The 13,861-nt window shown below is 65.2% G+C and carries 7 protein-coding genes; 4 read left to right on the top strand and 3 right to left on the bottom strand.

The window, feature by feature from the left end:
* Nucleotides 1-55 precede the first annotated feature (55 nt).
* The 4 genes from CAURIS_RS09990 (at nucleotide 56) to CAURIS_RS09975 (ending at nucleotide 9,048) form a co-directional block, all read left to right on the top strand.
* Entirely contained in the window at nucleotides 56-4,666 is a 4,611-nt protein-coding gene (locus tag CAURIS_RS09990; RefSeq protein WP_290341907.1) for a Rib/alpha-like domain-containing protein, read from the top strand.
* A 186-nt stretch (nucleotides 4,667-4,852) separates the two neighbouring features.
* Entirely contained in the window at nucleotides 4,853-6,205 is a 1,353-nt protein-coding gene (pta, locus tag CAURIS_RS09985; protein WP_290341906.1) for a phosphate acetyltransferase, read from the top strand.
* Entirely contained in the window at nucleotides 6,206-7,405 is a 1,200-nt protein-coding gene (locus CAURIS_RS09980; protein ID WP_290341905.1) for an acetate kinase, read from the top strand.
* Nucleotides 7,406-8,211: 806 nt separating this feature from the next.
* The gene (locus CAURIS_RS09975; RefSeq protein ID WP_290341904.1) at nucleotides 8,212-9,048 is read left to right on the top strand and encodes a hypothetical protein; all 837 of its coding nucleotides are present in this window, start codon (nucleotides 8,212-8,214) and stop codon (nucleotides 9,046-9,048) included.
* On the opposite strand, the gene CAURIS_RS09970 is transcribed toward CAURIS_RS09975, so the two are convergent.
* From CAURIS_RS09970 to CAURIS_RS09960, 3 genes are read right to left on the bottom strand one after another with little or no spacing between them, the layout of a single operon-like run.
* The gene (locus CAURIS_RS09970) at nucleotides 8,997-11,408 is read right to left on the bottom strand and encodes a serine/threonine protein kinase (protein WP_290341902.1); all 2,412 of its coding nucleotides are present in this window, start codon (nucleotides 11,406-11,408) and stop codon (nucleotides 8,997-8,999) included. The genes CAURIS_RS09975 and CAURIS_RS09970 overlap by 52 nt on opposite strands.
* Nucleotides 11,401-12,387, bottom strand: a complete 987-nt coding sequence (locus tag CAURIS_RS09965) for a glutamate ABC transporter substrate-binding protein (RefSeq protein WP_290341901.1) — start codon at nucleotides 12,385-12,387, stop codon at nucleotides 11,401-11,403. Before CAURIS_RS09965 ends, CAURIS_RS09970 begins: the two co-directional genes overlap by 8 nt.
* The gene (locus tag CAURIS_RS09960) at nucleotides 12,387-13,835 is read right to left on the bottom strand and encodes a GlnX family signal transduction membrane protein (RefSeq protein WP_290341900.1); all 1,449 of its coding nucleotides are present in this window, start codon (nucleotides 13,833-13,835) and stop codon (nucleotides 12,387-12,389) included. The genes CAURIS_RS09965 and CAURIS_RS09960 overlap by 1 nt, the downstream gene beginning before the upstream one ends.
* Nucleotides 13,836-13,861: the final 26 nt, after the last annotated feature.

Below are 13,861 nucleotides of genomic sequence, written 5' to 3'. Positions count from 1 at the left end.
GTTACGCGTCGAACCACCTCCGAACCTCCACTCGAGCTGGCTCAAGGAAGGAAACATGAGCACTCACAACTTTGCGCGTCGGCGCGGCACCTCGATTGCGGCAGCCGCCCTCTCGCTGGCCTTGGTGGCACCTTTTGTCCCGGCTGTGGCAAACCCCACCCTTGCCTCCACCGCTGTTGCGCAGACGGCTGCGCAACCCGCGCCGCCGGTGCCTTCTGCTAGCGCCATCATCCCGGCAGATGGCATTGCTAACGGCTACGTTCGCAACGATACTGGCATGAGCAACGCGTACGCGACGCTCAGCGGTACTGTTGGCTACGCGGAAACTGTGGCGTCGTCGTCCCTGCCTGGTGCTGGGATCAACGGCGTTACCGTGTACATGCAGTTCCGTGACTCTGACGGTCAGGTCTCTCCTGTCTTCTCTGCGGAGACTCACTCCATCGGTAACGGTAACAACGGGCGCTACGTTTTCGATCTCCGTGCCAAGGACGCGAACGGAAACCCACGGACTCACCCGGATGCCCCCGGTTCAGGCCGCGAGTACTCCTTCATTGACGCGAACGGGAAGCCCCACATTTTTAATGCGGGCCCGGGCCAGGCCTACCGTCTCTGGCTCGATCCCGAAGACGCAAAAAACCACGAGACCGGCAACGACCTGATCTACTTCCGGCAGGCGGGCGGCCCTCTCCCCGGGCAGTGGCGCGAGGTTTTCGACGCGGCCAACCCGTCGGCGCAGGGATCCTTCGTGTTCACCGGCATTAACATGCAGAGGACAGGGATCTTCCTCTACGAGCAGCCTCCGTCAGTCGCGGAAAACTCCTACATGGTTGCGCGCGATGGTGCGGGGAACCTGAATGTCACCAGGGATAGTGGGGGGGTCATTTCCAATCCTGCCGTTAACCCGTTCGTGAGTAACTCGATCTCCGGAAATGTCTTCCTCGAGTCCTTCGAAGTCTATGGGGACCGAACCTCAGTAGGTGCGCCCGGCCGCAACCGCGGGGATACCCCTCGGGCAGGCTACACCGTCTACGCGTCGCAGCTGAGCGGGGAAGCCGCTGCGCGATACAGCGAGATCGATCGCTTGCCCGCGCAAAACCAAGCCGCAGCTACAAAGAGGCTGTTCGAGGAGATGCGTGCTAACGGCCGAGAGCCGATTGATCGCACCGTGTCGGCGGTGACCGACGCTAATGGCGACTACAGCATCCGCATGGGGGATGGCTTCAACCGGAACCGCATGTACATGTGGGTTGAGGACCCCGAAGGCAACGTGATCAGCGGCTACAGCGCGTGGCCGACGCCTGTTTTCCAGGCGTACAACAGCAATGCCGGAGAAAACCCGGGCATCGTGCCGGGTTGGAACCCATTGCCGAACAATGTGTACAACATGCGTTTCGCAGAGAGCGCGCACTACCCGCTTCAGTTGGACATCACCAACTACGATAACCTGCAGAACCCGGCCAGCCCGGGCTCGGTCGCCGAGCTGAACCTCACCGGACGCCTGCCGCTGTTCCCCGGCAACACGATTGTCTGGCGCACCCCTGGGTCGACGCAGGCTCTCAAGACATGCGAGGTCAGAGCTCCCGGCGTGCAACCAGGGTGCACGTTCACCGTTCCCGATGACGCTCGGCCGGGCCAGGTGTACGAGGCGGTCTTCATCGCCGGCAACGGGGTCGAAATGGCATCGGACACTTTCGTGGTCCGTGGGCAGAACCCGAAGGCCACCTACCAGCCGGCCACCTTCCCTGAGGGCGAAGGCGGCGTCGTCCCGGCCCCGACCTTCACGGAGGCGGCGTCCGGGGAAGAGGTTGAGGCGCCCGAAGGTGTCACGTACTACCAGTCTGAAGATGTGCCTGATTGGGCTACGGTAAACACCGACGGGACCATCACGATCACTCCGGATGCTCCCGTTGGCGAGCACAAGATCCCCGTGGTCATCGAGTACTCGGACGGCGAGCGCGACACCGTATTTGCCACGGTCGTCGTTGATGGTGCGCCCACCGATCCGTCTGCACTGAATTACCCCGCGTTGACCACGACGCCGGGTACCCCGGTGTCGACGGGGGAGCCGACGTTGCCGGAGGGGGTTGTTAAGCCGGAGGGTGCTACGTTCCGCTTCCCGGCTGAGCTGCCTGCTGGTTGGGAGCGCGATGCGGAGAATCCGAACCGGATCATCAACAGGGGTGCCAACCCTGATGATGCGAGCGACGATATTGTTGCTGAGCTGGATTCTGTTGAGGGCCAGGTGACGGTTACTCCTGGTGCGAACGCTGCGGTGAACCCTGCGGGTAACGAGGCTCCTGAGGTGTCCTTGCCTGTTGAGTTGGCCGATGGCAACGGCGCTGTGGTCGCGAAAGGCAACGTGGTTGTCGACCTGACGGCGCCTGTTGCGGCTCCGGACTGGAATGATGGTTCGGTGAAGCCTGGTGGTTCTGCGGAGTTGCCGAATCAGGGTGGCCCGGTGCCGGATGGTGCTGAGATTGTGATCAGGGGTCCGGGTTCGGCGAAGATTGATAACGAGGGCAACCTTGTTGTGACGCCGTCTGAGGGTGCGAAGCCTGGTGACAAGATCACTGTTGAGGTTCGGGATCCGGAGGGCAATGTTCTTGACACGGTTGTTGTTGAGGTCGCCCCGTCGGATGCTGATGTGAACAACCCGGGTTATGGGCCTGGTAGTGGTCTGCCTGGTTCTGAGGTGAAGCTGCCGCAGACGGGTGATCCGGAGTTGCCGGAGGGTACGCAGTTTGCGACTGAGTCGCCGAGCTTCAGTGTTGATGCGAACACTGGTGAGGTGACGGTGCAGGTGCCGGAGGGTGCTGAGCCTGGTTCTGAGCTTTCGGGCACTGTGGTTGTGACGTATCCGGATGGTTCTAAGGATGAGGTTGAGGTCACTGTTACGGTGACGGCGCCTGTTGCGGCTCCGGACTGGAATGATGGTTCGGTGAAGCCTGGTGGTTCTGCGGAGTTGCCGAATCAGGGTGGCCCGGTGCCGGATGGTGCTGAGATTGTGATCAGGGGTCCGGGTTCGGCGAAGATTGATAACGAGGGCAACCTTGTTGTGACGCCGTCTGAGGGTGCGAAGCCTGGTGACAAGATCACTGTTGAGGTTCGGGATCCGGAGGGCAATGTTCTTGACACGGTTGTTGTTGAGGTCGCCCCGTCGGATGCTGATGTGAACAACCCGGGTTATGGGCCTGGTAGTGGTCTGCCTGGTTCTGAGGTGAAGCTGCCGCAGACGGGTGATCCGGAGTTGCCGGAGGGTACGCAGTTTGCGACTGAGTCGCCGAGCTTCAGTGTTGATGCGAACACTGGTGAGGTGACGGTGCAGGTGCCGGAGGGTGCTGAGCCTGGTTCTGAGCTTTCGGGCACTGTGGTTGTGACGTATCCGGATGGTTCTAAGGATGAGGTTGAGGTCACTGTTACGGTGACGGCGCCTGTTGCGGCTCCGGACTGGAATGATGGTTCGGTGAAGCCTGGTGGTTCTGCGGAGTTGCCGAATCAGGGTGGCCCGGTGCCGGATGGTGCTGAGATTGTGATCAGGGGTCCGGGTTCGGCGAAGATTGATAACGAGGGCAACCTTGTTGTGACGCCGTCTGAGGGTGCGAAGCCTGGTGACAAGATCACTGTTGAGGTTCGGGATCCGGAGGGCAATGTTCTTGACACGGTTGTTGTTGAGGTCGCCCCGTCGGATGCTGATGTGAACAACCCGGGTTATGGGCCTGGTAGTGGTCTGCCTGGTTCTGAGGTGAAGCTGCCGCAGACGGGTGATCCGGAGTTGCCGGAGGGTACGCAGTTTGCGACTGAGTCGCCGAGCTTCAGTGTTGATGCGAACACTGGTGAGGTGACGGTGCAGGTGCCGGAGGGTGCTGAGCCTGGTTCTGAGCTTTCGGGCACTGTGGTTGTGACGTATCCGGATGGTTCTAAGGATGAGGTTGAGGTCACTGTTACGGTGACGGCGCCTGTTGCGGCTCCGGACTGGAATGATGGTTCGGTGAAGCCTGGTGGTTCTGTGGAGTTGCCGAATCAGGGTGGCCCGGTGCCGGATGGTGCTGAGATTGTGATCAGGGGTCCGGGTTCGGCGAAGATTGATAACGAGGGCAACCTTGTTGTGACGCCGTCTGAGGGTGCGAAGCCTGGTGACAAGATCACTGTTGAGGTTCGGGATCCGGAGGGCAATGTTCTTGACACGGTTGTTGTTGAGGTCGCGCAGCGTGACGGAGGCTCCTCGCTCGACGAGGATGAGCGCAACCGTTGCATTGCTACGAGTGTCGGCTTCGGCGTTCCGCTACTGGCTCTGATCCCGCTGGGTCTGGCTTCGCAGCTCGCAATTCCGGGTCTCGAGCCGTTCTTCGAGCAGGCGAGGACTCAGATCCGCGACTTCAACACCGCCGTGCAGCAGCAGGCCAATATCTTCCACCCGGGCCTGGCTCAGCAGGTGGAGCGGATCGACGCGCAGCTGGCTAGGTTCAACCTGAACCTCGGCTCTGCAGCAGCCACCCTTGCTGGTGTGGCCGCAGTCGTCCTGGCGGGTCTCGCCATCGCGGATGCCTGCACCCCGGGCGGCACCTCCACCGCAGGATCCTCGGCAGGTTCCTCCAGCCTGGGTTCCTCCGCGGGAGACTCCGCTGAGGGAGCCATGGACGAAGGCTCCTCCAGCCTGGAGAGCTAATAACGGGATGGACGCCTGACAGAGCGGCGTCTGAAGAACCCCGCCTCCGGTCTAACAGTGGAGGCGGGGTTTCTCCTTTGTGACGCTGTTCACCGAAATTTCGCTTTCTCTTCCGAATCACACCGATACACTGGGAAGAGTTTGGTGCACCTCACTGCGTAGCACGCGAAAATGAAAGGTAGAACATTGTCCGCTCCGCACTCTGTCCTTGTCACCCTCGCCAACCGCAGCTTTGAGGGGGTCGATCTCGAGCAGCTCGCCGCTTCGCGCAACCTCGACCTGGTGCGCGTGAGCTCCACGAACCTTCGTGAGGCGTACGCTGCTGTTTCGGCGTCGGAAAGCGCTGCTTTGGTCGTCGGCACCGGCTCCCTTGCCTTCGACGCCGACCTCGCGTCCGCGCTTGGTATCCCGGTGGTGGTCCTTGCGGATTCCACGGATCGGGACGAGCTAGTGAGCAGCCAGGTTGAGTCCCTCGGCGCGACCGCGACGGTGGTCACCGCCGACGGCCTCGAGGACGCGTTGGCGAGCGTCGAGGAGGGCGCCGGGCGGGTCATGTCGCCGGTGGTCTTCGAGGCCTGGCTGGTTGACCGCGCCCGGCAGAAGCGGGCCCACATCGTCTTGCCGGAGGGCGACGACGACCGCATTCTGAAGGCGGCCGGTGAGCTGCTGAAGAAGGACGTGGTCACGCTGACGATCTTCGGTCACCCCGACGACATCGAGCGCCGCGCCGCCGAGATCGGGGTGGACCTGTCGCAGGCCAACGTCATCAACCACCTCGAGTCGGACCTCCTCGAGGAGTTCGCCGCCGACTTCGCCGAGCTGCGCAAGTCCAAGGGCATTTCGCTTGACGACGCCCGCGAGACCATGCGCGACATCTCTTACTTCGCCACCATGATGGTGCACAAGGGCCTTGCCGACGGCATGGTCTCGGGCGCCGCCCACACCACCGCCCACACGATCAAGCCCTCCTTCCAGATCATTAAGACCGCCCCCGGCGCCTCCGTGGTGTCCTCGATCTTCCTCATGGTCATGCGCGGGAGGCTGTGGGCCTTCGGGGACTGCGCGGTCAACCCGAACCCCAGCACCGAACAGCTCGCCGAGATCACTGCCGTCTCCGCGGCGACCGCGGCGCAGTTCGGTATCGACCCGAAGGTGGCGGTCCTGTCCTACTCCACCGGCTCCTCCGGGTCGGGCCCGGACGTCGACCGCGCCATCGAGGTGGTCTCCGCCGCCCGCGCCGCCGACCCCGAGCTGAAGGTCGACGGCCCGCTGCAGTTCGACGCCGCCTGCGACCCCGGCGTGGGGAAGAAGAAGGCGCCCGATTCCCCGGTGGCTGGCCAGGCTAACGTGTTCATCTTCCCCGACCTCGAGGCCGGCAACATCGGCTACAAGATCGCCCAGCGTACCGGCGACGCGCTCGCCGTCGGCCCGATCCTGCAGGGCCTGAACAAGCCGGTCAACGACCTTTCTCGCGGCGCGACAGTCCGCGACATCGTCAACACCGTGGCCATCACCGCGATCCAGGCAGGGGGCAAGTAAATGTACTCTTTGGTCATCAACTCCGGTTCGTCCTCGATCAAGTTCCAGATCGTCGACCCGAACGCCGACGCCGGCGACGCCCCGCACGTCTCCGGGCTCGTCGAACAGATCGGGGAGGACTCCGGGGCTATCACCGTGAAGCACCCGGGCGGTAAGGAAGTCGTCGAAAAGCGAATCTCGACGCACCGCGAAGGGCTCGCCGAGGCCTTCCGCATCCTCGACGAGCAGGGCGTGGGACCCACCCAGCTCGACATCACCGCGGTCGGGCACCGCGTGGTGCACGGCGGCATGGTCTTTTCCGAGCCGGAGATTATCGTCGACGCCGTCGTGGAGAAGATCCGTGATCTCATCCCGCTCGCCCCGCTGCACAACCCCGCCAACGTCGACGGCATTGAGGTCGCGCGCGAGCTTTTGCCGGACATCCCGCACGTCGCCGTCTTCGACACCGGCTTCTTCCAGAACCTGCCCCCCGCAGCCGCCGTCTACGCCATCAACGCCGAGGTGGCCAGCAAGCACAAGATCCGCCGCTACGGTTTCCACGGCACCTCCCACGAGTTCGTCTCCTCCCAGGTGCCGCAGCTCATCGGCCGCGACCCGGCGCACACCCGCCAAATCGTGCTCCACCTCGGCAACGGAGCGTCCTGCTCCGCGGTGGTCAACGGCCAGCCCATCGACACCTCCATGGGCCTGACGCCCCTCGCCGGCCTGGTCATGGGCACCCGCAGCGGCGATATCGACCCCGGCATCATCTTCCACCTCTCCCGCCAGGCGGGCATGAGCATCGACGAGATCGACAACCTGCTCAACCGCCAGTCCGGCGTCAAGGGCCTATCCGGCGTCAACGACTTCCGCCAACTGCGCGCCCTGATCGACGACGAGGACCAGGACGCCTGGATGGCGTACAACGTCTACATCAACCAGCTGCGCCGCTACATCGGCTCCTACATGATCGCCCTCGGGCGCGTCGACGCCATCACCTTCACAGCCGGCGTCGGCGAAAACGACGGCTACGTGCGCCGCGACGCCCTGGATAACCTCGAGATGTACGGCATCGAGGTCGACCCCGAGCGCAACGCCGCCCCCAACGACGGCCCGCGCATCATCTCCACCGACGCCTCCACAGTGAAAGTCCTCGTCGTGCCCACCAACGAGGAACTCGCGATCGCCCAGAAGGCAGCACGGCTGGCGACGAAGGCGTAGGGGCTGGTCGTTGGGTTTTGTTTTTTAGGTGCTGGGGTTTGCGTGCCCCTGTTGCGCGTTGACGTCGACTGCGGTCGACGTCAGGGGTTTCCTGGGTGCATTTCCCCGGGTCGCGTATCTTCGTTGCGCGTTGAGGTCGACTACGGTCGACCTCAAGGGTTTTCTGGGTGCATTTCCCCTGGTCGTCTAACCTCCGGATGCGCTGACGTCGACTACGGTCGACCTCAAGGGTTTTCTGGGTGCATTTTCCCTGGTCGTCTAACCTCCGGTTGCGTTGAGGTCGACTACGGTCGACGTCAAGGGTTTTCTGGGTGCATTTTCCCTGGTCGCCTAACCCCCGGGTGCGTTGACGTCGACTACGGTCGACCTCAGCGAAATCGAGCCCCAAAATCCCCAGGTCGCCTAACCCCCGGATACGTTGACGTCGACCACGGTCGACCTCAAGGGTTTTCTGGGTGTAAAACCCCTGGTCGCCTAACCCCCGAAAACGTTGACGTCGACTACGGTCGACCTCAGCGACATCGAGCCCGCAATTCCCCTGGTCGCCTAACCCCCGGGTGCGTTGACGTCGACTACGGTCGACCTCAGCGACATCGAGCCCGCAATTCCCCAGGTCGCCTAACCCCCGGAAGACCACGGTCGACCTCAGCGTGAAATCAAACCCCAAAACCCGCTGACCCACAGAAAACCCACAACCGCAACCCGCCTCACCGAAACTGTGGATAACAGCGCCACGTGAACAGCGTTATCCACAGTGAAGCGAGCATTTCGCGCGCGCACCCTACGGGGGCTGCTAGACAGAGCGCATGAGAGTGAACTCGGGGGAAAAAGAATTCGAGAGGATCATGTACCTCTACACCAGGTACAGGCGCAAAGCGGTGCTCACAGGGCCGGCGGCGTTGCGGTTGATGGGGGTGAAGACGTTGTCGTGGGTTGACAGCATCGACCTCGTGCTGGAGGGGACAACACGAGCGAAGTCCCGCGCGTTGTGGCCGCAGGGGGTGGTGTACCGCAGCGGTATGCTGACGCCGCAGCACGTCAGGGAGCGCGGTTCGGTGATGATGACGTCGCTGGCGATGGCGCTGTTTGATACGTACCGCTACTACGGCCGGGCGGAGGCGCTGGTGGCGGTGGAGTCGGCGCTGCAGATCAACGGGGTGGAAAAGGGCGAGCTGCTGAGGTGGGTGGCTGTGTTGCCCAGGGCGAAAACGATTAGGCAGTTCCGGGAGCTGGTGGAGTATGCCAGCCCGTTGAGCGAGAGTCCGCTGGAGACGCAAGCACGCGACAACATCCTGGTTGCGGAGATCCCGGGGTTGGTGAAGCTTGAGCAGCAAGTGCCATTCCGGTACGTCACGTCGTGGGGGGAGCCAAAGGTGGGCAGGCACGACATGGTGATCAACGATGTCGTCGTGGTGGAGGCCGACGGGAAGAGCAAATGGGCCGACGACTGGAAGGGCGTGACGCGCGAGGAACGCGAGCGCGAGCGTTGGGCGATGCACGGTGACAAGGTGCTCATCCGCGCCAGCTGGGACGATGTGAGTAACGGCAATCTGGTGCGGTGGGTGCGTGAGGCGATTGCGCTGACGCAGGCTCAGAACCAGGTGGCCGGCCGGACCTTGTTGGCCATGTCCACGAGGGCGTAGCGGTGGTGGGCGTAGGGGGCCACGCGGGCCTGTTCGCGCAGGGTGGTGGCGATTCCCTCCCGCAGCCCCTGCACGGTGAAGGGGTACTCGAAGAGGTTGTGGTCCGCCGCCGCCTTTTCCACGCCCGCGTCGCGCAGGAAGGTCAGGCCGGCGCGCAGGACGTAGACCTTGATCTGCAGAAAGCGCGGTTCGTTGCTGGGGATCTCCTCCAGTCGGCGGGCGGCGCGGCGGATGCGGGATTCGGTGAGGGAGGCGGAGACGAGGTCCAGGATGGTGGTCAACCGGGCCATGCGGTGGTGGCGCGAGGACTGCGGCACTCGGTCGAGGGCGGCGACGGCGAGCTCGACTTCGGATTCGGCCATGAGCAGGCGCGCCAGCCCGAAGGCGGCGGAGACGGTCGCCGGGTTGGTTTGCCACACGAGGGCGTAGAGGCGCAGGGAGTTGTAGCGCAAGATGGCGGGGTCGTCGGTGATGAGCAGCCACTCGGGGGTGAGCAGGCCGCGCTCCTCCCACTCCTCGAAGACGCTGTTGGGCACGTCGGCGAGGTTTGTGCGGATGCCGGTGCTGGCGCGGGCGATGTCGTCGACAAGCAAGTCCGTGCTGGTGGGGGCGATCTGCTGGCAGATGAGCTCGTCGACGGCGGCAATGGCGAGCTTGGGGGCGGCTTCGCCCGGGACCTGGGAGAGGACGCTGGTGAAGTCGCTTTGGGCCTCGGGGTAGTCGCCGAGCAGCATGTTGATCACGCCGGAATACCAGGCGTAGCGCCAGTTGGTCTTCAGCTTCTCGCTCAGAGAGGACAGCCAGCCGCGCGCCTGGTAGGTCAGGCCCATGTCGAGCATCGCGCGCACGACGCCGAAGGGGATTTCCGTGGATTCCTCGTATTGCGGCGTCTGCATGGCCTGGCGCAGGTTCTCCAGCGTCTCCTGCGGCTCCTGGTAGGAGGTGCCCTGGATCATGGAGGCGCCGATGTCGTTGCGGTCAATCAGCGGCGAGGGCAGCGCGGAGAAGACCTCCTGCGGGGTGATTTCGACGGTGCGGGAGATGCCGTCGATAAGTTGGTCCGTGCGAAAGACCAGGTGCTTTGTACCGAAGGTGGTGCGCTGTGGGGAGAACAGGGAGTGCTGGGCGGGGTAGGTCACGCCGTCGCGGATGGCCAGGCACTCGCGCAGCACGCCGAGCAGCTGGCCTTCGAGCTCGGAGACGCTGGCGAAACGCTGCGCGGGGTCGGGGTTGCAGCAGCGCAGCAGCAGCCGGTAGAGCGAGAGGTAGCGGCGGAACGTCGGCTCGCGGGTGGGGGAGGGAATGCCCGGTGCGTACACGCCGTTATCGCGCGGCAAGTCCACCACCAGCGAGGCGAGGGTGCGGCCGATGGTGTAGATATCGCTGCTTATCGACGGCCCCTCCGACGCGACTTCCGGTGCCTGAAAGCCCTTGGTGCCGTAGATGTAGCCGTAGGCGCCGATGCCGGAGACGGCGCCCAGGTCGATGAGCTTGACCTGGTCCTCCGTGACGATGATGTTGTCGGGTTTCAGGTCGTTGTAGACCACCCCGCGCGAGTGCAGGTAGGCCAGCGCGGGAAGGACCTCGAGGATGTAGGCGATGGCGATGTCGACGGGCAAGAGGTGGTTCGCTTCGGCGTTGCGGCGCTCGCGAAGAGAGGGGCCGCCGACGTACTCCATGACGATGAAGCCGCCGGGCACGCGCGGGTCGTCGATGAAGTTGAAGATTTTGACGATCCCGGGGTGGGTGATGTCGGCGAGGAACTCGCGCTCGGCGGCTGCGGCGGCGGTCTCGTCGACGTTCTTGGTGGAGTGCAGCCCCTTGAGCACCACGACGCGGCCGGCAACGTGGTGGTCGTGGGCGAGGTAGATCCAGCCCATGCCGCCGTGGGCGATAACGCCCATCACCTCGTACTGGCTGGCCACGATGTCGCCCGGGTGAAGCTGCGGCATGGGGACGCCCTTGTTCGTGTGGGCTGCGCGGGGGTCGACGAGTGCCTCACTGGGCTCGCCCGGGGCGACCCACGGCAGCTCCACCATGCCGTCGGCGACGGTGCGGGTCGCGCGCTTGGCCCCGCGCAGCTCGCGGAAGGTGTCCAGCGCCAGGCGCCGGGAGCGCTGGGAGGAGTTCTCCTGCGCCGAGCTTTCGCGCAGCTTGTCCAGGTCCTTGAGCAGGCCGGCTATGTCGCCGAGCCCGGCGTACTCCTCGCCGGGGCCGCTGTCGACGGGGTGCGTGTCCGTGTCGTCCTCGTCGTCGGCGAAGGGGTCGAAGGCGACGGCCGCGGTGGCGTCGTCCTCGTCGTCGGCGAAGGGGTCGAAGGAGACGGCCTCGGTGGGTTCGGGTTGCTGCTTGTCAGCCATGTTCTCCTCCGTCGGGTTCCTCGCGGTAGCGCGCCGCCGGCTGCACCGGGCTGGTCAGGGCGCCGTCGAGCCAGTCCGCGCGTATCGCCTGCCAGGTGCCGTCGTCGCGGATCCGCTCGATGGTTTCGTTGACCTGGCGCACCAGACCGTCGCGGCCGCGGCGCACGCCCACGGCGTAGTTCTGGGTGCCGAAGGTTTCGCTGAGCACGCGGGAGTGGGGGTCCTGGGCGGACATCCCGGCGAGGATGGCGTCGTCGGCGAGCACGGCGTCGGCCTGGTACTGCTGGGTGGCCATGAGGCAGTCAGCCCAGGAGCGGGTGCGCAGGATGCGGGAGCGGGGTGCGACGGTGCGGGCGAGCTCGAGCAGGTTCGAGCCGTCGACTACGCAGACGATCTTGCCCTCCGCGTCGGAGATGCCGCCGATCTCGCTGTTGAGCGGGGTGAACAGGCGCACCGCGCTGGCCAGGTAGGGCACGGAGAAGTCGGAGCGCTCGGCGCGTTCCGGGGTGATGGACATGGTGCGCACCACGATGTCCACGTCGCCGTCCTCGAGGGCTTCGACGCGCCGGCCGGATTCGACGAAGCGGAAGTCCACCCTGCCCGGGTCGCCGAAGATGTCGCGGGCGATCTCGCGGGCTAGGTCGACCTCGAAGCCGCGCAGGTCCCCGGCCGCCGTGTCGCGGTAGGACAGCAGGTACTGGGACTGGTCGACCCCGACGATGATGCGCCCGCGCTGGAGGATGTCGGGCACGCGCTCGCCGGGGGTGAGGGAGTCGGGCCGCAGCGAGCCTGGCCAGAAGGCGTCGTCGACGAAGGCGCTGGTGGGGTCGACGCCGGCGGGGTCGAGCTGCGCGCCGGCGGGAAGCGGCAGGCCGGAGTGCGCCAGCGGCGGGTCGGAGGGCGCGACGGGCGCCGGGCTGGGCGCGCAGGCGGCCAGGCTGAAGGAGGCGGCCAGTGCGAGGGCGGCAAGGCGTTTCATCACAGGTACTCCCTCAGGCGGCGGCGGATGCCGAGCCAGATGGCGAGGATGGACAAGAAGGTCAACACGGCCACGGCCCCCGATACGGCGCGGGTGGCGTCGAGGGAGGCGCCGATGTACTCGCGCATGTCCGCGCGCGATTGCTTGATGAGCTCGGAAAACACCGAGTCCAGCTGGGCGTAGGCCAGGGCGGAGGACTCGTCGGGCCCGGTTGAGGTGTCGGTGAGGATGTCGATGGCGGCGTCGAAGCGGCCCTCGTTGAGGGTGTCCACGAGGACCCTGTTGGCGTCGCGCCACGTGTCCAGGGCGTCGCGGCCGGACTGGATGAGGTAGGGGTCGGCGGTCTCGGCGGCGGTGTCGAGGGCGGCGGTGACGGAGGCGTAGGTGCCCGAAAACGAGTTCTCGGATTCGTCGACGCTCTGGCGGCGCAGCAGCGCGAAGATCTCGTCGGTGCGGGTCTCTTGGGCGTCGATACGCGCGCCCGTGAGCTCCTCCCACGGGTTCGAGGCCGCCTCGAAGCCGACCGCGCCGGAGCGCCACGCCGCGTAGTTGGAGCCGCCGACCCACGCGATGGCCACGACCATCAGGGCGCTGGCCACGAGGAAGCCCTTGTTCAGGCGGCGGCGGAAGACGCGCCACAGGTAGAGCTGCGCGAGAACCAAAAAGATCAGGGCGGCGGCCAGCCCGGATAGCGGCACCCACTGGGGGGAGGAAAGCTCGTCCATCTGGGTGGCCACCTGCTCGCGGGTGAGCTGGGAGAGGGCGGAGGCGTCGTCAAGCATGCGCTCGCGCATGAGGCCCGAGGCCTGCGACATGTAGGCGACGCCGACGGGGTTGCCCATCCGCTGGTTGGTCTTCGCGCGCTCCATGATGCCGGCGTAGAGGGGAACGTCGCGCTGCAGTTGCACGACGAGGTCGCGAAGCTCCTCGCGGGTCTCGCCCGTGCTGGCGTCGACGGCGCCCTCCATGATCTCGGTGGCGGCCACGATGGCGCGATCCAGGGAGGCGAGGTAGAGGTGCATGTCCTGCTGCGCGACCATGCCCGGCGAGATGAATCCCGTGGTGGAGACGGTATCCGCCTGCGAGAGCGAGGTGTAGAGCACGTGCGCCGAGTTGCTCATCGGCTCCGTCGCGTTGACCACGCTGTTGAGCGACTGCTGGCGCTGGGACATGGAGTAGCTCATGGCCCACCCGGCGGCGACGAGGGCGAGGGTGAGCACCACCATCATCGCGATGATGCGGCCCGGGGTGGTGCCCGCGAAGTCGATGACCCGGCGCACCCAGCGCAGCGGGCCGGTGAAGGTGTCCGCCACAAAGGAACGGGCCCCGCGGTTTTCCGGGCGCTCCTCGAGGCTGTCGAGCCAGTCGTCGCCCCCGGCCGTTTCCGTGGGGCGCGGCGCAGCCGTCGCGGTGCCCGTGCCGCGTTCGGAGCTCGTCGCCTCACGCATAACAGACAAGAATATCGTGGCTTTCC

This window comes from Corynebacterium auris, assembly GCF_030408575.1.
Classification (GTDB): domain Bacteria; phylum Actinomycetota; class Actinomycetes; order Mycobacteriales; family Mycobacteriaceae; genus Corynebacterium; species Corynebacterium auris.
Note: the sequence above shows the minus strand (reverse complement) of the source record. Positions and strands in the feature narration are given on the sequence as shown.

Coding starts and splice junctions, on each gene's coding strand:
- CAURIS_RS09980 (WP_290341905.1), top strand. CDS start 6,206: ATGTACTCTTTGGTCATCAACTCCGGTTCGTCCTCGATCAAGTTCCAG.
- CAURIS_RS09975 (WP_290341904.1), top strand. CDS start 8,212: ATGAGAGTGAACTCGGGGGAAAAAGAATTCGAGAGGATCATGTACCTC.
- CAURIS_RS09965 (WP_290341901.1), bottom strand. CDS start 12,387: ATGAAACGCCTTGCCGCCCTCGCACTGGCCGCCTCCTTCAGCCTGGCC.
- CAURIS_RS09960 (WP_290341900.1), bottom strand. CDS start 13,835: ATGCGTGAGGCGACGAGCTCCGAACGCGGCACGGGCACCGCGACGGCT.
- CAURIS_RS09970 (WP_290341902.1), bottom strand. CDS start 11,408: ATGGCTGACAAGCAGCAACCCGAACCCACCGAGGCCGTCTCCTTCGAC.
- CAURIS_RS09990 (WP_290341907.1), top strand. CDS start 56: ATGAGCACTCACAACTTTGCGCGTCGGCGCGGCACCTCGATTGCGGCA.